Origin of the sequence: Sagittula sp. SSi028 (genome assembly GCF_048553715.1) — a bacterium.
GTDB lineage: Bacteria > Pseudomonadota > Alphaproteobacteria > Rhodobacterales > Rhodobacteraceae > Sagittula.
Genome location: NZ_JBLZNC010000004.1, coordinates 356,093 through 375,515 on the forward strand (window position 1 = coordinate 356,093; position 19,423 = coordinate 375,515).

General features: G+C 63.9%; 18 protein-coding genes. 12 read left to right on the forward strand and 6 right to left on the reverse strand.

The window, feature by feature from the left end; translation table 11 throughout:
• Positions 1-47: 47 nt before the first annotated feature.
• Complete coding sequence (locus tag ACN5AZ_RS10360) at positions 48-2,144, reverse strand: DEAD/DEAH box helicase (protein WP_419428799.1); 2,097 nt, start codon at positions 2,142-2,144, stop codon at positions 48-50.
• Positions 2,145-2,327: 183 nt separating this feature from the next.
• Here ACN5AZ_RS10360 and ACN5AZ_RS10365 point away from each other — a divergent pair, with 183 nt between their 5' ends.
• Entirely contained in the window at positions 2,328-3,170 is an 843-nt protein-coding gene (locus ACN5AZ_RS10365; RefSeq protein ID WP_419428800.1) for a BadF/BadG/BcrA/BcrD ATPase family protein, read from the forward strand.
• A complete protein-coding gene (gene nagA, locus ACN5AZ_RS10370; RefSeq protein ID WP_419428801.1) occupies positions 3,167-4,270 on the forward strand; it encodes an N-acetylglucosamine-6-phosphate deacetylase in 1,104 nt (367 codons plus the stop codon). Before ACN5AZ_RS10365 ends, nagA begins: the two co-directional genes overlap by 4 nt.
• Here nagA and argE read toward each other — a convergent pair.
• On the reverse strand, positions 4,258-5,412 hold the full coding sequence (gene argE / locus ACN5AZ_RS10375) for an acetylornithine deacetylase (RefSeq protein WP_419428802.1): 1,155 nt from the start codon (positions 5,410-5,412) through the stop codon (positions 4,258-4,260). The two genes, nagA and argE, sit on opposite strands and share 13 nt — an antisense overlap.
• A 219-nt stretch (positions 5,413-5,631) precedes the next feature.
• Between argE and ACN5AZ_RS10380 the strand changes: the two genes are divergently transcribed.
• From ACN5AZ_RS10380 to ACN5AZ_RS10390, 3 genes are all read left to right on the forward strand, one after another.
• Positions 5,632-7,002, forward strand: coding sequence for an aspartate aminotransferase family protein (locus ACN5AZ_RS10380; RefSeq protein ID WP_419428803.1), 1,371 nt, complete (start codon positions 5,632-5,634; stop codon positions 7,000-7,002).
• A 288-nt stretch (positions 7,003-7,290) separates the two neighbouring features.
• Positions 7,291-8,169: an RNA polymerase factor sigma-32 gene (locus ACN5AZ_RS10385; RefSeq protein ID WP_419428804.1), complete on the forward strand. Its 879-nt coding sequence runs from the start codon at positions 7,291-7,293 to the stop codon at positions 8,167-8,169.
• Positions 8,166-8,966, forward strand: a complete 801-nt coding sequence (locus tag ACN5AZ_RS10390; protein WP_419428805.1) for a ChaN family lipoprotein — start codon at positions 8,166-8,168, stop codon at positions 8,964-8,966. Before ACN5AZ_RS10385 ends, ACN5AZ_RS10390 begins: the two co-directional genes overlap by 4 nt.
• Before the next feature lies 1 nt (position 8,967).
• On the opposite strand, the gene ACN5AZ_RS10395 is transcribed toward ACN5AZ_RS10390, so the two are convergent.
• Positions 8,968-9,495 carry a putative metalloprotease CJM1_0395 family protein gene (locus tag ACN5AZ_RS10395; RefSeq protein ID WP_419428806.1) on the reverse strand — a complete coding sequence of 176 codons (528 nt, stop codon included), beginning with the start codon at positions 9,493-9,495 and terminating at the stop codon, positions 8,968-8,970.
• Between the two features lie 95 nt (positions 9,496-9,590).
• Between ACN5AZ_RS10395 and coaBC the strand changes: the two genes are divergently transcribed.
• The 4 genes from coaBC (at position 9,591) to ACN5AZ_RS10415 (ending at position 14,478) form a co-directional block, all read left to right on the forward strand.
• A complete protein-coding gene (coaBC, locus tag ACN5AZ_RS10400; RefSeq protein ID WP_419428807.1) occupies positions 9,591-10,799 on the forward strand; it encodes a bifunctional phosphopantothenoylcysteine decarboxylase/phosphopantothenate--cysteine ligase CoaBC in 1,209 nt (402 codons plus the stop codon).
• An 83-nt stretch (positions 10,800-10,882) separates the two neighbouring features.
• Positions 10,883-11,353, forward strand: a complete 471-nt coding sequence (gene dut / locus ACN5AZ_RS10405; protein WP_419428808.1) for a dUTP diphosphatase — start codon at positions 10,883-10,885, stop codon at positions 11,351-11,353.
• Positions 11,350-12,417 (forward strand): HesA/MoeB/ThiF family protein, encoded by a 1,068-nt coding sequence (locus tag ACN5AZ_RS10410; RefSeq protein WP_419428809.1) that lies wholly within the window; start codon positions 11,350-11,352, stop codon positions 12,415-12,417. The genes dut and ACN5AZ_RS10410 overlap by 4 nt, the downstream gene beginning before the upstream one ends.
• Before the next feature lie 51 nt (positions 12,418-12,468).
• Entirely contained in the window at positions 12,469-14,478 is a 2,010-nt protein-coding gene (locus ACN5AZ_RS10415; protein WP_419428810.1) for a M3 family metallopeptidase, read from the forward strand.
• A gap of 60 nt (positions 14,479-14,538) precedes the next feature.
• Here ACN5AZ_RS10415 and ACN5AZ_RS10420 read toward each other — a convergent pair whose 3' ends face one another.
• A complete protein-coding gene (locus ACN5AZ_RS10420; RefSeq protein WP_419428811.1) occupies positions 14,539-15,531 on the reverse strand; it encodes a TraB/GumN family protein in 993 nt (330 codons plus the stop codon).
• Between the two features lie 81 nt (positions 15,532-15,612).
• Between ACN5AZ_RS10420 and ACN5AZ_RS10425 the strand changes: the two genes are divergently transcribed.
• On the forward strand, positions 15,613-16,302 hold the full coding sequence (locus tag ACN5AZ_RS10425) for a DUF2161 domain-containing phosphodiesterase (RefSeq protein WP_419428812.1): 690 nt from the start codon (positions 15,613-15,615) through the stop codon (positions 16,300-16,302).
• Here the strand turns inward: ACN5AZ_RS10425 and ACN5AZ_RS10430 are convergent.
• The gene (locus ACN5AZ_RS10430) at positions 16,257-17,213 is read right to left on the reverse strand and encodes a DMT family transporter (RefSeq protein WP_419428813.1); all 957 of its coding nucleotides are present in this window, start codon (positions 17,211-17,213) and stop codon (positions 16,257-16,259) included. The two genes, ACN5AZ_RS10425 and ACN5AZ_RS10430, sit on opposite strands and share 46 nt — an antisense overlap.
• A 230-nt stretch (positions 17,214-17,443) precedes the next feature.
• Between ACN5AZ_RS10430 and ACN5AZ_RS10435 the strand changes: the two genes are divergently transcribed.
• Both ACN5AZ_RS10435 and ACN5AZ_RS10440 read left to right on the forward strand, forming a co-directional pair.
• Positions 17,444-17,806, forward strand: coding sequence for a hypothetical protein (locus ACN5AZ_RS10435; protein WP_419428814.1), 363 nt, complete (start codon positions 17,444-17,446; stop codon positions 17,804-17,806).
• Complete coding sequence (locus tag ACN5AZ_RS10440; RefSeq protein ID WP_419428815.1) at positions 17,799-18,410, forward strand: DedA family protein; 612 nt, start codon at positions 17,799-17,801, stop codon at positions 18,408-18,410. The genes ACN5AZ_RS10435 and ACN5AZ_RS10440 overlap by 8 nt, the downstream gene beginning before the upstream one ends.
• Here the strand turns inward: ACN5AZ_RS10440 and ACN5AZ_RS10445 are convergent.
• Positions 18,389-19,318 (reverse strand): L-lactate dehydrogenase, encoded by a 930-nt coding sequence (locus tag ACN5AZ_RS10445; RefSeq protein ID WP_419428816.1) that lies wholly within the window; start codon positions 19,316-19,318, stop codon positions 18,389-18,391. The genes ACN5AZ_RS10440 and ACN5AZ_RS10445 overlap by 22 nt on opposite strands.
• Positions 19,319-19,423: the final 105 nt, after the last annotated feature.

Consider the following 19,423-nt stretch of genomic DNA (forward strand, 5'->3'; position numbering starts at 1 on the left):
CGTGTGGTGCAGGGGCGGGGCATCCTGCCCCCGCACGATGTTTTCAATCAGCTTTTGCGCGGCTTGCGGCGCGGGGTCGTGTCCCCGCCACGGGCCCGCACGCTGACCGACGCGTTCGACATGTCGGGGCGCGGCTTGCCCTTGGCCGCGGGTTTGCCGCCGGCCGGTTTGCCGGAGGGTTTGCCGCCGGTGGGTTTGGGCCCCTTGTCGTAGGGCTTGCCAAAGCTTTTGCCTGCGGGTTTGCCACGCGGTTTGTCGCCATCTTTAGCGTAAGGTTTGCCCGCCGGTTTGCCAAAGGTTTTGCGCGGCGCGTCGTCGCGGCGCGGGCGTTCGCTACGGCTATCAGACCCTGCACCTGCTGCGGGGGCAGGACGCGGCTTGCGGTCAGGGCGGTCGCCTTCGGGGCGGTCCTTGCGCGCAGGGCGTGCGTCGTCGCGGGGTTTGCGGTCCGGACGCGGCCCTTTGCTGTCGCTCGAGAAGCTGCGTTTGAGACCGGAAGGCTTGCCGCCGGGGCGTCCACCGGGTTTGCCGCCCGGCTTGCCACGCGGACCGCTGGCCAGATCGGGGGCTCCGTCCATCGCGCGCAGCTTGATGTCTTTTTCCAGAATGCCCTGACCGTCCACGCTGTTGAGAACGCTGGCCAGCGCGGGCTCTGCGATTTCCACGAAGGTTTCGGTCTGGTCGACCTTGATCCGGCCGATCTGTGCCTTGTCGATGTTGCTGACGCGCAGGATCAACGGCAGCAGCCAGCGTGGCTCCGCGCCTTCGTTGCGTCCGACCGACAGGGCCACCCATTTCGACGGGCCAAAGGCCGCGCGATCAGGGCGCTCGCCGCGTTCCGCACGCGGGGCGGGCGTGCCCAGCTCCTCGGGGGCGGACAGCTGTGCCTCGTACAGGCGCAGGCACGCGGCTGCGATGGCCTCGGGCGTGTGGGTTTCCAGAAGTTGCGCGGCAAAGGAGCGCTCTTCGTCGCTCAGCTCTTCTGTCCAGGCGGGGTCTGCCATCAGACGCGCCTGATCTTTCTCGCGGATCTCTTCGGGTGAGGGGGCCGCGCCCCATTCTGCCGAGATCTTGGCCCACTTCAGGATGCGCTGCGCCTTTTTGACATCGCGGTCCGTCACGACCAGCGCAGAGGTCCCCTTGCGTCCGGCGCGGCCTGTCCGCCCAGAGCGGTGCAGCAGCGCCTCTGTGTTGGTGGGCAGATCGGCGTGGATCACCAGATCAAGGTTCGGCAGGTCGATGCCGCGCGCGGCCACATCGGTGGCTACGCAGACCTTGGCCCGACCGTCGCGCAACGCCTGCAGCGCATGGCTGCGCTCGTCCTGTGACAGTTCACCCGACAGCGACACCACGGCAAAGCCACGGTTGGCCAGACGTGTGGTCAGCCGTGCCACAGCGGCGCGTGTATTGGCAAAAACGATGGCCGTGGGCGAATCGTTAAACCGCAACAGGTTGATGATCGCGTGTTCCGCGTCATGCGGCGTGACCTGAATGGCGCGGTATTCGATATCGCTGTGCTGTTCGCCTTTGACCTGCGTGGTGATGCGTTCCGCATCGCGCTGGTAGCTTTCGGCAAGGCGGGCAATGGCCGGCGGCACGGTCGCCGAAAACAGCAGCGTCCGGCGGGTGTCGGGCGCCTCTGACAGCATGAATTCCAGATCTTCGCGAAAGCCGAGGTCCAGCATTTCATCGGCTTCGTCAAGAACGATGGCGCGGATGCCTGACAGGTCCAACGCGTCGCGTTCGATGTGATCACGCAGACGACCCGGGGTGCCGACAACAATATGCGCGCCGCGTTCCAGCGCGCGACGTTCCTTGCGGGCGTCCATGCCGCCGATGCAGGAGATGACCCATGCGCCGGTTTTTTCATAAAGCCACGACAGTTCGCGCTGCACCTGCAGGGCCAGTTCGCGCGTGGGTGCCACCACAAGGGCCATCGGCGCGGCGGGCGGCGGCAGGGTGCCGTCTTCGGACAGAAGGGTCGGCGCGATCGCAAGGCCAAAGCCCACAGTCTTGCCCGAACCTGTCCGCGCGGACACCAAAAGGTCGCGCTCGGCGAGCTCGGGTGCGGACACTGCGGTCTGGACATCGGTCAACGTGGAATAGCCGCGCTCGTTCAGCGCTTCGTGGAGGGGGGTCAGCATAAAGGGAGTTCCATCAGGTGTGCGCGCAGAAGAGATCGGGCGGCAGAAAGGCGCGGCATAGCGCAACATGCGGGCTTTGTCCACGTTTGATTGCTTTGCATGCTATGCGTCTGGCGCAAGTGCGGTTGATCTTTGGCGCCGGGCGGCGGACAACATGCCCAAGGCCAAGCGGCAGGGGGCGGGATGCAGATCTACATCGGCGTGGATGGTGGCGGCAGCGGCTGTCGTGCGGCAGTGGGCTTGGGCGATGCTGCACCGGTGGGTTTTGGCGCGGCGGGTCCAGCCAATGTCTTCAGTGATTTCGACGGCGCGATTGGCAATGTGCGCAGCGCGATAGGTCAGGCCGTGGCACAGGCCGGGGTTGCCCCTAACGCGTCGGCCACGGCGCGGGTGCATCTTGGGCTGGCCGGTGTTCTGGATGCGGCCATGGCGCAGCGGGTGGCGCAGGCGCTGGGCGGGGATCCGCGTGTGACCGATGACCGCCCGACGATGCTGGCGGGCGCTTTGGGCGGCGGGGAAGGTGCCTTGGCCGCGATTGGAACGGGCAGCTTTGTTGCGCGACGGTGCGGCGGTGATCTGCGCGCGGTTGGCGGTTGGGGGCTGGTCCTGTCGGATGAGGCCTCTGGCGCGTGGCTTGGGCGGGCCTTGCTGGCCGAGACTCTGGCGGCACAGGATGGCATGGTCGGGGCCACGGCGCTGACCCGGGACACGCTGGCGCATTTCGGCACGCCGTCAGACGTCGTGGCCTTCGCCGCCTCTGCCGCGCCCCATGCCTTTGCTGTGTTTGCACCGTCTGTGGTTGCAGCGGCGCAGGCAGGGGATGTGACGGCTGTGCGGCTGATGACCCGAGGGGCAGATTGGATCGAACAGGCGTTGCTGGCCACGGGCGCTGATCCGGCAGAGCCGCTTTGCCTGACGGGGGGTCTTGGTACGGCTTACGTGGATTACCTGACAAAGCCTTGGCATCTGGCGGACCCAATTGGCACGGCTTTGGACGGGGCATTGATATTGGCGAGAGAGCAATGATGCAGGCGATCAAGGGGCAGGTGTTCGACGGCCAGCGGCTGTGGGCCGAGCGGGTTTTGTTTCTGGATGCGCAGGGGCGGATTCTGGACGATGTCGCGGGCCACGACACACCGGTTGCCTACGTCGAGGGCGTGCTGATGCCCGGATTTGTCGACCTGCAAGTCAATGGCGGTGATGGCGTGATGTTGGGGGAAGCGCTGAGCCCCGACGGGGTGGCACGAATTGCTGCGGCCCATCAGCGGCTCGGCTGCGCCGGTATCCTGCCCACGCTGATCACGGATAGGCCCGCGCAGGTGACGGCTGCCATTGCGGCGGTGGCCGGGGCAATCGCCCAAGGCGCGTCCGGCGTGTTGGGTCTGCACCTTGAGGGGCCGCATCTGGACCCTGTCCGCAAGGGGGCCCATGACGCAACGCTGATCCGTCCGATGACCGATGCGGATTGCGCAGAACTTGTCGCCGCGGCTGCGATCTTGCCGAACCTCAAAGTGACGCTTGCACCGGAAAATGTAGGGTTGGCGCAGATCCGGCGTCTGGCCGATGCGGGTGTGATCGTATCGCTTGGCCACAGCGATTGCAGCTACGAGACGGCCCGCGCGGCGTTCGATGCCGGGGCCAGTTGTGTCACGCATCTGTTCAACGCCATGAGCGGGCTGGGTCACCGTGCGCCGGGTCTGGTGGGTGCGGCACTGGACAGTGATGTGGCCGTCGGTGTGATTGCGGATGGCGAACATGTGCATCCGGCGGCCTTGCGGGCGGCGTTGAATGCCAAACAGCGCGGCGCGATCTTTGCGGTGTCCGACGCCATGGCGGTGGCGGGGTCGGATCTGGACAGTTTTGACCTTGGCGGACGGCGGGTTCTACGCGGCGCGGGGCGTTTGACGCTGGCGGATGGCACGCTCGCCGGGGCGGATCTGACGTTAGCGCGGGCTGCGACAGGGCTGACCGAGATGGGTCAGCCGTTGGAGCGGGCCTTGGCCATGGTAAGCTCTGTCCCGGCGTCTGTGCTGCGCGATCCGATGGGCTGCGGACGTTTGCGGGCGGGCGTGCGCGTGCTGCACCTGAATGCGGGTGAGGCCTGCTGGCTGGGTCAGGACAGGTAGCCGCGCAGGCCGCTCAGCATATCCAGACAGGCCGACAGCTCGCTGCGGGCCACGAATTCATCCGCACGATGCGCCTGCTCGATCGAGCCGGGGCCGCAGACCACACATTGCGTGCCGAGCGACTGGAACAGCCCCGCCTCGGTGCCGAAACTGACCACATCGCAGCCATTGGCCCCGGTCAGGGCGCAGGCGATTTCGGCCATACGGTTGCGCGGCTCCGGCATCAGGCCTGCGACTTCGCCAATGACTTCACGCAGAATGCCGGCCTTGGGGTTGCGGCGTTGCATCTCTGCCAGCAACTCGGCCCCGTGACGGTCGATTTCGGTCAATACCTCGACCGCATCGCGGGGTGTCACGGGCCGCATTTCCCATTCCACCTGTGCCTGACCGGCGATCACATTGCGTGCGCTGCCCGCGTCAATCCGGCCGATGTTGATTGTGCTCCACGGCGGATCAAACGGGCTGTCGGCGGGTGCCTGCCCGCGCAATTGCTGCTCCAGCGACAACAGTTTGGTCGCGTAGCGCGTGGCATAGCCTGCGGCGTTGACACCGCGATCAGGGGCAGAGGCATGGCCTTCGACGCCATGGAAATGCGTGGTGTATTCGCAGCATCCCTTGTGCCCGTCGATCACCCGCATCAGCGTCGGCTCCCCCAGCAGAGCCATGGCGGGCCGCACCCCGCGCTGGTGAAGCACATCGACCAAAGCACGCGCCCCGTAACAGCCGACCTCTTCGTCATAGGTCAGCGCAATACAGACGGGCTCCTTCAGGGGCCAGTTGGCGATCTGCGGTGCGATGGCCAGAACACAGGCGATAAAGCCCTTCATGTCGCAAGTGCCGCGCCCGTACAGCCGGTCGTCGCGCGCGACCATGACAAAGGGATCGGAGGTCCAGTCAGGCTCTTCCGCAGGGACGACGTCGGAATGTCCCGACAGCACCAGCCCGCCGTCGGTGTCCGGCCCGAAACTGGCCCATAGGTTCGCCTTGCTCCCTGTGTCGTCGACCATAACCTCGCAGCGCGCGCCGAAACCGGACAGATAATCCGCCGCCCAATCGATCAGCGCGCGATTGCTGTCGGATGACACCGTGGGATAGGCGATCAGGGTGGCCAGCAGGTCTTCGGCGCTGCGCAACAAGGTCATGGGATGCTCTCCTTTTCATCAGCCGTGGCACTGGCGCGGGCAAAGGTCAATCACTGCGCTGGCCAAGGTGCGCGGCCTCGTCTAGGGTGCCTGCATCCTTGGCAATAAAGGCATTGCGCGCTGCTGTCAGGATGACGGAGCCTTTGGCCCCCGATGATCGCGCGGACCTCTGGCTATATCCATCACCTGCGGCGCGCAGCCGCATCCAGAGGAGGCATCATGCTGACCAACGACCAACTCGCCCAATGGGACCGCGAGAGCTTTTTCCACCCGTCGACACATCTGGCCCAGCACGCCCGTGGCGAAACCGCGACACGGGTGATCACCGGCGGCAAGGGCTGTCATATCACCGACCGCGACGGCAACCGGATGTTGGATGCCTTTGCCGGGCTGTACTGCGTCAACGTGGGCTATGGCCGCCCCGAGATTGCCGAGGCCATCGCCGAACAGGCGCGGGAGCTGGCCTATTATCATGCCTATGTGGGTCACGGGACAGAGGCGTCGATCACGCTGGCCAAGATGATCCTTGATCGCGCGCCCGCCAATATGTCCAAGGTCTACTTTGGCCTGTCGGGCTCGGACGCGAATGAAACCAACATCAAGCTGGTCTGGTACTACAACAACATCCTTGGCCGGCCTGAGAAGAAAAAGATCATCTCGCGCTGGCGTGGCTACCATGGGTCAGGGCTGATGACCGGATCGTTGACCGGGCTGGATCTGTTCCACCGCAAGTTTGATCTGCCGCTGGCACAGGTGATTCACACGGACGCGCCCTATTACTATCGCCGCGGCGATGCCTCGATGACCGAGGCGCAGTTCAGTGCGCAGTGCGCCGCCGAGCTGGAGGCGCTGATTGAACGGGAAGGGGCCGACACCATTGCCGCTTTCATCGGAGAGCCGGTTCTGGGCACAGGGGGCATCGTGCCGCCACCCGAAGGCTATTGGGAGGCGATCCAGGCCGTTCTGCAAAAGCACGATATCCTGCTCATCGCCGATGAGGTCGTGACCGGCTTTGGGCGGCTGGGCACCATGTTCGGATCGGATCATTACGGCATCAAGCCGGATCTGATCACCATCGCCAAAGGGCTGACCTCTGCCTATGCGCCGCTGTCGGGATCGATTGTCGGGGACCGGATGTGGCGGGTGCTGGAGCAGGGCACGGATGAGAACGGGCCGATTGGCCACGGCTGGACCTATTCGGCCCATCCCATCGGTGCTGCCGCCGGCGTGGCCAACCTGAAGTTGATCGACTCGCTGGAGCTTGTGCAGAACGCAGGCGAAACCGGTGCCTATCTGAACCGCGCGATGGCGGATGCGCTGGGCGATCATCCGCATGTGGGAGAGGTGCGTGGCGAGGGGATGCTGTGCGCCGTCGAGCTTGTCGAACAGCAGGACACGCGGCAGGCGTTTGACCCCGCGCGCAAGGTCGGGCCGCAGATTGCAGCGGCGCTGGCCGCACGCGGTGTGATCGCCCGTGCCATGCCGCAGGGGGATATTCTGGGCTTTGCGCCGCCGCTGTGTCTGACCCGTGCCGAGGCGGATGAAATTGCCACCAAAACGGCGGAGTCCCTGCGCGAGGTTCTTGGCTGAATTGGCGGGAACCTGCGGGCCGGTTGATCGCCGGCCCGAATTTATTTTGCCTTAGTCCAAAATAATTTTCAGACCGGAGTTGACTTTTTACTAGCTGCGCGTGCGCCGTTAATATTCTGATTGTTATAAGAAATTTTATCTTCCGGCTTGCGTTTTGTACGGATATTTACCTAGCGTCACAAAGGTGACAGGAAGTTTTCTGCCAATTGTAGTGAACCTTTTGTGGAGGCTGCGCGTAGTACCTGCAAATCTCCAATCAAGGGGATGCACGGCACAGTGGGAGTTTCCATGGCACTCGACGGCTTCAACGATCAAACCCTTTCCCGCCGGGCCATGAAGGCCGAATTGCTCGACGCTGAGACCGAGCTGGCATTGGCCTACGCATGGCGTGACCACGGCGATGAACAAGCGCTCCACCGGCTGATCCAGGCCTACATGCGCCTCGCGATCTCCATGGCCGCCAAGTTCAAACGGTACGGCGCGCCGATGAACGATCTGATCCAAGAGGCCGGTCTGGGTCTTATGAAAGCCGCAGACAAATTCGACCCCGATCGCGGTGTACGCTTTTCAACCTATGCGGTATGGTGGATCAAGGCGTCGATCCAGGACTACGTGATGCGCAACTGGTCTATGGTCCGCACGGGATCAACGTCGTCGCAAAAAGCGTTGTTCTTTAACATGCGCCGCGTGCAGGCCCGGTTGGAGCGGGAGGCACAGACAGCGGGCGAAAAGCTGGACGGGCATCAGCTGCGTCATATGATCGCCACCGAAATCGGTGTGCCGCTGCGCGATGTCGAGATGATGGAAGGTCGCCTGTCCGGCTCAGATTTCTCGCTGAACGCGACGCAATCTGTCGAAGACGAAGGGCGCGAGTGGATCGACACGCTTGAAGACGACAGCGCACAAAGCGCGGAACTGGTCGAGAATTCCCACGACACGGAATGCCTGCGCGATTGGTTGGTGCAGGCCATGGGCTCGCTCAACGAACGTGAACGGTTCATTATCCGCGAACGCAAGCTGCGCGAAGATGTGCGGACGCTGGAAAGCCTTGGCAACGAGCTGGGCCTTTCCAAGGAGCGTGTGCGCCAGCTTGAGGCAGCGGCCTTCGGCAAGATGCGAAAGGCGCTTGAGGCGCAAAGCGCAGAAGTGCAACACTTCCTCGCATGATCTATGCGCTGACCTTGTTGCTGACCCTATTCATGACCCCCGCAGCCATGGCTGACGGGGGTTTTGACATATCGCAACTGGATGGCGCGGACGTCGTGTTTCTGGGCGAAGTGCATGACAACCCCGCCCATCACCGTCGACAGGCAGAGGTGGTCGCAGCGCTGCAGCCCCGCGCCATTGTGTGGGAAATGCTGACCGGCGTGCGCGCTTCGGCGATCACGCCAGAATTGCTGGGCAGCGAGCGCGTCCTAGGTGCATTTCTGTATTGGGAGGAGAACGGCTGGCCGGATTTTGCCCTGTATTATCCCATCTTTGCCGCCGCCCCGGAGGCGCAGCATTTTGGAGCCGCGCTTCCGCGTGACGAAGCGCGCGAGGTCATGGGGCGTCCGCTGGCAGAGGTGTTTGGCACAAATGCGCAGATGTTCGGCGTCGATCAGCCCTTGCCCGCGGCCGAGCAGCAGGCCCGTGAAGCGCTGCAGATGGCGGCGCATTGCGACGCTTTGCCAGCCGAGATGCTGCCCGTGATGGTGGACATTCAGCGTCTGCGGGACGCGCGTCTCGCGGCGGTCGTGCGAGAGGCCGTGACGGTCAACGGGGCGCCGGTGGTGGTGATCACGGGGAACGGCCATGCGCGTACGGATTGGGGCGCGCCTGCGGTTCTCGGCAGTGCTATGCCGGATCTGACGATCCTGTCGCTGGGGCAGGGCGAAGATGGCCGCCAACCCGAGGGCACATTTGATGTGTTGGTAGACGCGCCCGCCGTGGAACGACCCGACCCATGCGATGCGTTCCGGTAACCTACGCGGAGTGATCCACGCTGCCGCTGCGTTCCTCGGCGCGCAGAGCGGCAAGGTCGGCTTGCGCCTGTGCCCGCGTGGCATCTGCCAAGGCAGCCACCTTGCGATCCGCGCTGGAGGGTTCGGCTGGCGCAAGCGCGGCAGCCTTGACCTGCTGCATCTTGTCGATTGTCGCCTCCGGGTCCCCCGCAACGGGTGAGACATCAATCGGCACCTCGCCCCCGATGGCGTAGCGTTTTCCATCCGGCCCGATTTGGTAGGTGTAGCTGGCACTGCCTGCGTAGGCCCCGCCCACCGCCATATGCGCCTGTTCATGTGCGCGCACCTCGCGGTCGCGCGCGGCAAGGTCCTTGATCATCTGCTGTTCGGCCTGCGTGGGCGTCAAACTGTCCGTCGGGGTGACGGTTGTGTCCTTGGCCCGGGCTTGTGCATCGGCTGTGCGCGCCTCTGCCAGTTTGGCGTGATACGTGGCCATCAACGGGGCCAGTGCCGCCCAGCCCGATTTCTGTTCACTGTCATGAAGCTGCATCGTCTGCTTTCCTTTCGTGACGCCGCAAGGGTAGGATGCAAACGTTAAGGGGCGGCTAATCTGCGCCTCGGGCTCACGAAGACGGGAAGACCGCTATGACGCTGGCTGGCAAGCGCATCCTTTTGATCATCGGCGGCGGCATTGCGGCCTACAAAAGTCTCGATCTGATCCGGCGTCTGCGGGAACGGGGCGCGTCGGTCAGCCCCGTGATGACCCGCGCCGCGGAGCAATTCGTCACACCGCTGAGCGTCTCCGCGCTTGCCGGAGAGGAGGTGCATCGGGATCTGTTCGACCTGACCAAAGAGGCCGAGATGGGCCACATCCAGCTGTCCCGCGTGGCCGATCTGGTGGTCGTGGCACCGGCGACGGCGGATCTGATGGCCAAGATGGCGGCGGGTCAGGCCAGCGATCTGGCCACGACCCTTCTGATGGCGACGGATACGCCGGTCATGATCGCGCCCGCGATGAATGTGCGCATGTGGGATCACCCGGCGACGCAACGCAATCTGTCGACGCTGACCGGTGACGGCATTTCCGTGGTCGGGCCAAATGACGGTGACATGGCCTGTGGCGAGTATGGGCCGGGCAGAATGGCGGAGCCGCTTGAAATTGTCGCCGCAGTCGAGCGTGCCTTGGCGTCTGGGCCGCTGGTGGGGCGGCGGATTCTTGTGACCTCCGGCCCGACGCATGAGCCCATTGATCCGGTGCGCTATATCGCCAATCGGTCGTCCGGCGCGCAGGGCACGGCGATTGCGCAGGCGTTGCGCGATCTTGGCGCGGACGTGGTTTTTGTCACCGGCCCTGCAGACGTGGCGCGCCCCGAAGGGGTCGAGGTGATCGAGGTCGAAAGCGCACAACAGATGTATGATGCGGTCATGGGGTGCCTGCCGGTGGACGTGGGGGTGTTTGCCGCGGCCGTGGCGGACTGGCGGGTCAAAAGCGCCTCTGGATCGAAGATCAAGAAACAGGCGGGGGCTTTGCCAGTGCTGGAATTCGCCGAAAACCCTGACATCCTGGCAACGGTGTCGCAGATGGGCGAGGGCCGCCCCGGTCTTGTGGTTGGCTTCGCTGCGGAAACCGATGATGTGGTGGCTCATGCGACCGCCAAACGCGCGCGCAAGAGGTGTGACTGGATTGTTGCCAATGACGTCTCACCGGACACCGGCATTATGGGCGGCTCCGAAAACAGTGTGATCCTGATTTCCGCAGCCGGGGCCGAGCATTGGCCACGTGCTCCCAAGCAGGAGGTGGCGCGGAAGCTGGCCGCGCGGATTGCGGATGCGCTGGGCGGCGACGCGCGTTGAGAGGGTGGATTTAGGTATTTTTCCAAGGAAAAGACGGGTGCGGGGCTATATCAACGCGGGCCGTGGCGAAACAGGAGAGGATCATGGTTGAAATCGTCTTTGCCTGGGAGGACGGGGCGGACCGTGCTTTGGGATTGCCGGTTTATGCCAGCGCGGGGGCGGCCGGGGCCGATGTGCGGGCGAACCTGCCCGACCGTGGCGAGATCCGGCTTGCCCCCGGTGCGCGGGTGTTGGTGCCCACGGGGCTGCGGCTTGCTATTCCGCAAGGGTTTGAAGTGCAGATCAGGCCGCGGTCCGGGCTGGCGTTGAAACACGGGATCACCCTGCCCAACGCGCCGGGCACGATTGATTGTGATTATCGCGGGCCTTTGGGCGTTATTTTGATGAACGCCGGAGAGGCCGAGTTTGTCGTCGGGCATGGCGACCGTATTGCGCAAATGGTTGTGGCGCCTGTGGTGCAGGTGGCGATGCGTGTGGCCGATGATCTGGACGAGACCGCACGTGGGGCAGGCGGGTTCGGGTCGACCGGTGTACGTGGAGACGTGTCCCGATGATGCTGGTCTTGGTGATCGCTGCGCTGATTTGGTGGGGGGGCGCCTATGTGGGTGTCTCGCGCGCGGCGCGCGCTGGCGCTTTGGCCGGGCTTTATGGCGTGGTGCTTCTTGTCCATGCGCTTTTGCCTGAGGGGCATGTGCTGCGTGGCGTAGTTGGGGGCAGTCTGGCGGGGTGGCTGATCCTTGGCGGGGTAGGCGTTTTGATTGCCGGGTATTCAGCGCTGTTGCGGCGGCTGCGGCGGCAGGTGGATGATGCGGCACCGCCGCCCGCCCAGCCGGATGCGGGCACATTCGCGGAAGGCGAGTTGGACCGTTACGCCCGTCACATCGTTCTGCGCGAGATCGGAGGCATGGGGCAGCGGCGTCTGAAACAGGCCCGTGTTCTGGTTGTCGGGGCCGGTGGGCTGGGATCGCCAGCCTTGTTGTATCTGGCGGCGGGGGGTGTCGGGACCATCGGGGTTGTCGATGACGACGTGGTGGATCACGGCAATCTGCAGCGACAGATCATTCATAACGACGCAGGCATTGGTTCGGCCAAGGTGTTTTCGGCCAAGGCTGCGATGGAGGCGTTGAACCCTTATGTGGTGGTGCGGCCTTATCGGAGGCGGCTGGACGAAAGCAGTGTGGCGGCTTTGGTGGAGGAGTATGATGTCGTTCTGGATGGAACGGACAATTTCGAGACCCGCTATCTGGTGAATGCTGCCTGCGTGGCGGCGGGTAAGCCGCTGATTTCCGGCGCGCTGAGCCAGTGGGAAGGGCAGCTGTCGGTGTTTGATCCGGCGCATGATGCGCCCTGTTATCAATGTATCTTTCCGCAGGCGCCTGCGGCGGAGCTTGCGCCCTCTTGCGCCGAGGCGGGTGTTCTGGGTCCTTTGCCGGGTGTGGTGGGTGCGATGATGGCGGCAGAATGTATCAAGGTGCTGGCCGGTGCAGGGCAGGTGTTGCGCGGCGAGATGATGATCTACGACGCGCTTTGGGGTGAAAGCCGCAAGATTGGCCTGTCGCGACGTGCCGATTGTCCGACCTGTGGTGGGGTGGCGGTACAGAAACCCGCATCGGGGTGATTGAAGCCACGGGGGATGCGCCATAGCTTTGTCTCAAATAGGAGACAGATTATGACCAACCCCCTGCTGGCCTCTTGGGACACGCCCTTTGGTATCGCGCCGTTTGACCAGATCAGCGACGATGATTTCGGTCCCGCCTTCGATACGGCAATGGCCGAACACCTTGCCGAGATCGACGCGATTGCATCGAATGCGGAGGCCCCGACCTTTGCCAATACCATCGAGGCCATGATGGGCGCGGGGGCGGCCTTGGATCAGGTCGCCGGTGTGTTCTTTAATCTGGCGGGATCGGACAGCAATCCGGCGCGCGAGGCCTTGATGCGTGATATTGCCCCGAAGCTGTCGGCGCATTCCTCGGCGATTTATTCAAATGCGGATTTGTTCGCGCGGGTGCAGGCGGTGTGGGACGCGCGCGAGACCTTGGACTTGAGCGATGAACAGGCGCGTGTCCTGATGCTGACGCACCGTGGTTTCGTGCGTGCGGGTGCTGCATTGAGCGGCGCGGAAGGGGCGCGGATGACCGCCGTGAAGGGGCGTCTGGCAGAGCTGGGCACGGCCTTTACCCAGAATGTTCTGGCGGATGAAAGATCATGGTCGATGGAGCTGTCGGAGGCGGATCTGACGGGGCTTCCGGGCTTTGTTGTCTCTGCCCTGCGCGGTGCTGGCGAAGAACGCGGTACGGGTCCTTGTGTGACGCTGTCGCGATCTGTCATCACGCCTTTCTTACAGTTTTGTCCGGACCGGGATCTGCGGCGCCGCGCCTTTGCCGCATGGGCCGCGCGTGGGGCCAACGGGGGCGAGACAGACAACCGCGACATAGCGGCGGAGACGCTACGTCTGCGTGAAGAGCGGGCCAATCTGTTGGGCTACGCCGATTTTTCCGCTTTCAAGCTGGAAACCGAGATGGCCGGAGATGCCGGTCGGGTGCGTGATCTGCTGATGCAGGTCTGGGCCCCGGCGCGGGAGGCTGCCTTGGCCGATCAAGCAGTGCTTGAGGGCATGTTGACGGCTGACGGCTATGAGGCCCCGCTGGAGCCATGGGATTGGCGTTATTACTCAGAGAAGCGGCGTCAGGCCGAACACGATCTGGACGAGGCCGAGGTCAAGCCGTACTTCCAGCTGGATCGCATGATCGAAGCCTCCTTTGCCTGCGCCGAGCGGTTGTTCGGTCTGGGCTTTGCACCACTGGATGTACCGTTGTACCACCCCGATTGCCGCGCATGGGAGGTGACCCGCAACGGTCAGACCATCGCGGTCTTTATCGGCGATTACTTTGCGCGTGGATCGAAGCGGTCCGGGGCGTGGTGTTCCGCGATGCGGGCGCAGCGGAAATTCCCCGACGCGCAGATCCCGATCGTGGTGATCGTGTGCAATTTTGCCAAGGGCGATCCGGCGCTGCTGTCCTACGATGATGCGCGCACCTTGTTTCATGAATTTGGCCATGCGTTGCACCAGATGCTGTCTGATGTGACCTATGAGATGGTGTCGGGCACGTCGGTGGCGCGTGACTTTGTCGAACTGCCCAGCCAGCTTTACGAACATTGGCTGGAGGTGCCCGAAGTGCTGGCGGAGTTTGCCACCCATGCCGACACCGGCGCGGCGATGCCGCAGGCGCTGCTGGACAAGGTGCTGGCCGCGGCGACCTATGACATGGGGTTCCAGACCGTGGAATATATCGCCTCTGCCATGGTCGATCTGGAATTCCACAGCGGTCCTGCACCGGCCGATCCGATGCAGAAACAGGCCGAGGTTCTGGAACAGCTTGGCCTGCCGCGTGCGATCACGATGCGCCACGCCACGCCGCATTTCGCGCATGTCTTTGCCGGTGACGGATATTCCAGCGGCTACTACAGCTACATGTGGTCCGAGGTCATGGATGCCGATGCCTTTGCCGCCTTCGAGGAGACCGGCGATGCCTTTGATCCCGAGATGGCAAAACGGCTGGAGGATTTCATCCTGTCGCAAGGCGGATCGGACGAGGCAGAGGCGCTGTACACCGGCTTCCGTGGCCGCATGCCGGGGGTCGAGGCGTTGTTGAAAGGGCGCGGTCTGGCGGCCTGAAACGCTCATACCGAAAAAAGCGACGCAGCCCTGTGATCGGGCTGCGTCATGTTCGATGGGTCAGAACGGGGCGCGTTCCAGCGCGTAGCCTTCGGCTTCGAGCAGGGCGAGAACGCCGGTCTCTCCGGCGAGATGGGCTGCACCAAAGGCCGCGACCACGGTGCCTTCGGTGTCTGCCAAAGCCTGCTCCAGCGCGGTGATCCATGCGGTGTTGCGCGCCGTCAAAAGCGCGTCGTTCATGGAGTCAAAGACCGCTTCGTTTTCCGCGTCGTCCAAGGGGGTCACCCGTGGCGAGACGACTTCCAGCACCAGTTGCCCCAAGGCGTGATCCTCGGTGAAATAGGTGGCCAGAAGCGTCTCGAAGAGGTCTTCGTTCACATCCGATGGCGCAAGGGCCGCGCGGATCATCGACAGTTGCGTCTCCATCGGGATCTCCGCGAACAGCCGGATCGCGGTGTCATAGGGCTCCAGCGATGCTGTGGCCACGCCTGCATCCTCGGCGATCTGTTCCAGCCGGTGGTCGAGCCCGTTCATCTCTGCGACCTGACTGGCCATGCAGGCGGGCATCGACAGCAGAACCGACACATACCACGGCTTCATCCGCGCCCCCATGAAAGGCGGCATGCCCCGCGCCTCCAATGCGTTGGACAGTTGCACCCAGTCCGCCTGATCCAGCAGATCCGGCAGGCTTTGACCGTCGAGCAGGAACAGCGACGGATCGCTGGCAATCTGTGCTTCGAGCGTGGCAGAATCCTCGGCATTCATTTCCAGCAGCAGCAGGCTCGCGTCCTGAATAATGGGGGCGAGGCGTTCTGCAGGTCCGTCCAGCCGGTCGTCTGACAGGTGGACCGTGCCGATCAGATGCAGCCGTTCCTCCCCACGCGTGGCGATCCAATGGTTGCCGGTGGGGTAGGGGGTCTGCGCCAGACGTTGCGCCACTTCGGCCTGTTCGGCCTCGGTCAACTGGCTGCGAATGTCCGTGCCGGTGCATTGGGCCTGCCCGGCTGTGGCAAGGCCGCACAGGGCTGCGAGCAGGATAAACAAACGGGTCATGACGTCTCCTTGGCTTTCGGGGGCACTCTTTCCAAAACCGCGGCGCTGGACAAGAGCCCGCAAGCAGGGACAAAAAGGCGCATGAAGCGGGAAAGCGAATTATACGGGCCGGTTAAAGCGGTGCTGGAGGCTCAGGGCTATCGTGTCAAAGGCGAGGTCGGCGCGGCGGATCTGGTCGCCCTGCGCGAGGGGGATGACATGCCGGTCATCGTCGAGCTGAAGCTGCGGATCACGCTGTCGCTGTATCATCAGGCCTGCGCCCGACTGCGGATCACGGACCATGTCTATATCGCGGTGCCCAAGCCGTCGGGCCGCACGGCGCGGCGCGCGCTCAAGGATAATCTGGCCATGTGTCGCCGGCTGGCGCTGGGGTTTATCGTGGTGCTACCGGACGGGCGTGCCGAGGTGCTCTGCGATCCCGCGCCCTATGCGCCGCGCAAGGACAAGCGCAAGGCCGCCCGCCTGTTGCGAGAGTTTCACGCGCTGCGCGGTGATCCGAACGAAGGCGGGGCCACGCGCCACGGTATTGTCACAGCCTACCGGCAAGATGCGCTGGTCTGTGCGGCGCATCTGTTGGAACACGGGGCAAGTCGGGGGCGCGACGTCGCCAAGGCCACCGGCATCACGCGCGCCACAACCGTTATGCGCGACAATCATTACGGCTGGTTCGACAAGGTCGCGACCGGAGTCTATGCGTTGAATGACGCAGGCCGCGCGGGGCTGGTTCACTGGGCCGGCTCGTGGGAGGCAGAGCCCGCCGCAGCCGACTGACGTTTGGCCCGCGCGTTCAGCCGTTCGCGGTGCAAGGTATACAGCCCTGACGCCACGATGATCGCGCAGCCGACAAAGGTCCAGCCATCGGGCAGGTCTCCGAAGACGACAAAGCCGTAGAATGTGCTCCAGATGATCAGGGAATATTGCATTGGCGCCACGACGCTGGCTTGGGCAATATCAAGGGCGCGGATCACCAGAACCTCACCCAGACCGGCGGTCACCGCAAGTCCCACCGCTACGGCCCACAGCGTTGGTGAGTGCAGGTTCTGCCAGACAAAGGGCAGGGTGACCGACAGGATCAGCGTCGCGGTGATCGAGGTATAGGCCACGGTGGTGGGCACGGAATCGAGCCCCGCCAGACTGCGCGACAGCACCTGTCGTGTCGAAAAGAACAGCGCGGCCACCACGATGAACAAAATGGCGGGGTGAAATACGCCCATGCCGGGACGGATCACCACCAGCATGCCGACAAAGCCGACCGCCACCGCTGCCCAACGGCGCGGGCCAACGGGTTCGCGCAGCACGATTGCCCCCAGCAGGGTGACCAGGAACGGCGCGATAAAGGTCACCGCCGTCGCATCTGCCAGCGGCACATGGCGCACGGCTAGAACGAAAAACACCGCCGATCCGATGGCTGTCAGCCCGCGAGCGATCTGTAAAAACGGCAGGCGGGAGCGCAGGATATGCGGACCCTTGAGCGCGAGCAGGATGACAACGCCCACGAACAGCCCGAATTGGCGAAACCACACGACCTGCGCGGGGTGAAGGTGTTCGGCCAGCACTTTGGCCTGCACGTCACAGGCCGCAAAGGCAAAGAACCCCGCCGACATCAACATCAGCCCACGGATGTTGTCAGGTTCGGGAACGGGCTTGCCCTCTTGGATGGGTGTTGTGCGTAGGGTGGGCATGGTCTGGCTTTCTGCTGAACGCGCAAAGCATAGGGGCGGACCCACACGCCATACAAGCGCAAAGCTGCCTTCGGCAGATAGATGACACGAGCACTCATTGCGGGGTGGTCCGGGGCGCGCGCGTATCTTTTGGGCAGGGTTGGCGGCTTTTCTTGAGGATAGACGTTATTTTTCTGACTTTCTGCGGCGGAAAGGCGCAGAGATCGCGTAACAGTACATGAACGGCACGCATGACAGGAGCATTCGCGGTGCGCAAATTCTGGCAGGACGCCCCACTGTTGACGGCCGCCATGGTGGTGGCGCTGCTTGTGGCCGGGTTCTTTGCCGTCCAGTTGGTGCTCAATGCCATCTACTGGAACGACCCTCGCCATCAGGACATGGACATTGCCCCGTGGATGACGCCGCGCTTTGTGGCCATGTCGTGGGGCGTGCCGGTGCCTGTTGTCCGATCCGCATTGGATCTGCCGCCGCCTGACGGCAAGCCGCAACCGCTGCAACGCATCGCGCAGGAACGCGGCATCGCTGTCGAAGACCTCGCACAGGATCTCGAAGCCGCCATCCTGCAGTACCGCGAGGGCCGTGGAGATGAGTGATACCGTCTTTACCCTTGTTTCCGAATACGGGCTGTGGATGGTCGGTGTGTCGGCGTATCTGTCCTGTCTTCTGGTGCCGATCCCTACGGCACTGGTGATGCTGGCAGCGGGGGCGTTTTCCGCCTCGGGGGATCTGGTGGTCTGGCAGGTCTGGCTGGTGGCGTGGCTTGCGGCGCTGGCGGGGGACAACACGGGCTATCAGATCGGGCGCATGGGGGGCGTGCCGTTGATCCGCATGTTGGGCCTGCGCACTGGCAAGACCGAGCTGATCTCGCGCGGGGAGCAGGCCGTCGACCGCCACGGCGGCCTGGGCGTGTTCTTTTCCACCTGGCTGGTGGCGCCCCTGGGGCCTTGGGTCAATCTGATCGCAGGGGCGATGCGATTGCCGCGCGCCAAGTTCGCGGTCTGGGACACCGCAGGTGAGACGATCTGGGTCAGCTTTTACGTGGCACTTGGTTACCTGTTTGGTGGCCAGATTGACGTGGTGTCCGAAACCGTCAGTGACTGGGCTGGACTGGTCGCAGCCCTTGCAGTCGCGATTGGATTGTTCGCGCTCTTGGCGGCACGCCAGCGCCGCCGACGTCAGATGGCCAGCGCGTCGTAACTGTCGCGCAGCAGGCGGGCCGACGCCGCCAGATCATGGCGTTCCCCCTCGGACAGATCGGGCATCAATTCTGAGCTCACCCCTGCACGCCCAACCACGCGCGGCAGCGAGCAGCACACCTGTGGGACGTCCAGCACATCGGACAGGGTGGAGACCGTCAGTACCGTTTGTTCGTCCTGCGCAATGGCGGCCACGATCCGCGCCAGACCGGCGCCGATCCCGTACCATGTCGCGCCCTTGCCTTCGATGATGGTGTAGGCCGCACGGCGCACGCCCGTATCGATGCGCTGGCGAAGGCTGTCGGTCAAAGGGGCGCGCATCTGGGCTGCAAAACTGTCCAGCCCGACAGAGCCCGCGCGGGCAGAGGACCAGCCAAGCACCTCGCTGTCGCCATGCTCGCCCAGCACATAGGCGTGAACAGACCGCGGCGCGATGCCCAGATGCTGCCCCAGCAGCCAGCGGAACCGCGCCGTATCAAGGATCGTGCCCGATCCGATCACCCGTCCCGCGGGCAGACCCGACAGCTTTTGCGTGACCTGTGTCATAATGTCGACGGGGTTGGAGGCGACCAGCAGAATGGCATCGGGCGCATAGCGTATGACGCGTGCCACGACATCCGCAAACACCTGCGCGTTGCGTGACAGCAGTTGCAATCGCGTCTCTCCGGGCTTTTGCGAAACCCCGCAGGCGAGGATGACAACCGATGCACCTTCTAGGTCGGCGTATTCCCCTGCCATAATATGTGCGGGCGCGGCAAAGGGGACAGCGTGGGCGATGTCTTCGGCCTCGGCGCGGGCACGGGCTGCGTCCAGATCGACCATCACAATGGACGAGGCCACACCTTGTTGCACACAGGAAAAGGCCGCTGCCGATCCCACCATGCCTGCTCCGACGATGCCAAGTTTCATAACCGCCCCCGATTGCTGTCTCGCTTTGGCAAGATAGCGCATCCGGCGGTCGCGCGCGCCTGTTTTCGACGCATGGGCGGGCGAGACGGGGTGAGAAGCTGAGCG

Excerpts from the sequence above, each read along its gene's own strand:
- ACN5AZ_RS10360 (WP_419428799.1), bottom strand. The coding sequence starts at position 2,144 with ATGCTGACCCCCCTCCACGAAGCGCTGAACGAGCGCGGCTATTCCACG.
- ACN5AZ_RS10420 (WP_419428811.1), bottom strand. The coding sequence starts at position 15,531 with ATGACCCGTTTGTTTATCCTGCTCGCAGCCCTGTGCGGCCTTGCCACA.
- ACN5AZ_RS10430 (WP_419428813.1), bottom strand. The coding sequence starts at position 17,213 with ATGCCCACCCTACGCACAACACCCATCCAAGAGGGCAAGCCCGTTCCC.
- ACN5AZ_RS10425 (WP_419428812.1), top strand. The coding sequence starts at position 15,613 with ATGAAGCGGGAAAGCGAATTATACGGGCCGGTTAAAGCGGTGCTGGAG.
- ACN5AZ_RS10365 (WP_419428800.1), top strand. The coding sequence starts at position 2,328 with ATGCAGATCTACATCGGCGTGGATGGTGGCGGCAGCGGCTGTCGTGCG.
- dut (WP_419428808.1), top strand. The coding sequence starts at position 10,883 with ATGGTTGAAATCGTCTTTGCCTGGGAGGACGGGGCGGACCGTGCTTTG.
- coaBC (WP_419428807.1), top strand. The coding sequence starts at position 9,591 with ATGACGCTGGCTGGCAAGCGCATCCTTTTGATCATCGGCGGCGGCATT.
- ACN5AZ_RS10390 (WP_419428805.1), top strand. The coding sequence starts at position 8,166 with ATGATCTATGCGCTGACCTTGTTGCTGACCCTATTCATGACCCCCGCA.
- ACN5AZ_RS10410 (WP_419428809.1), top strand. The coding sequence starts at position 11,350 with ATGATGCTGGTCTTGGTGATCGCTGCGCTGATTTGGTGGGGGGGCGCC.
- ACN5AZ_RS10445 (WP_419428816.1), bottom strand. The coding sequence starts at position 19,318 with ATGAAACTTGGCATCGTCGGAGCAGGCATGGTGGGATCGGCAGCGGCC.
- ACN5AZ_RS10415 (WP_419428810.1), top strand. The coding sequence starts at position 12,469 with ATGACCAACCCCCTGCTGGCCTCTTGGGACACGCCCTTTGGTATCGCG.
- ACN5AZ_RS10440 (WP_419428815.1), top strand. The coding sequence starts at position 17,799 with ATGAGTGATACCGTCTTTACCCTTGTTTCCGAATACGGGCTGTGGATG.
- ACN5AZ_RS10395 (WP_419428806.1), bottom strand. The coding sequence starts at position 9,495 with ATGCAGCTTCATGACAGTGAACAGAAATCGGGCTGGGCGGCACTGGCC.
- ACN5AZ_RS10385 (WP_419428804.1), top strand. The coding sequence starts at position 7,291 with ATGGCACTCGACGGCTTCAACGATCAAACCCTTTCCCGCCGGGCCATG.
- nagA (WP_419428801.1), top strand. The coding sequence starts at position 3,167 with ATGATGCAGGCGATCAAGGGGCAGGTGTTCGACGGCCAGCGGCTGTGG.
- ACN5AZ_RS10380 (WP_419428803.1), top strand. The coding sequence starts at position 5,632 with ATGCTGACCAACGACCAACTCGCCCAATGGGACCGCGAGAGCTTTTTC.
- ACN5AZ_RS10435 (WP_419428814.1), top strand. The coding sequence starts at position 17,444 with ATGACAGGAGCATTCGCGGTGCGCAAATTCTGGCAGGACGCCCCACTG.
- argE (WP_419428802.1), bottom strand. The coding sequence starts at position 5,412 with ATGACCTTGTTGCGCAGCGCCGAAGACCTGCTGGCCACCCTGATCGCC.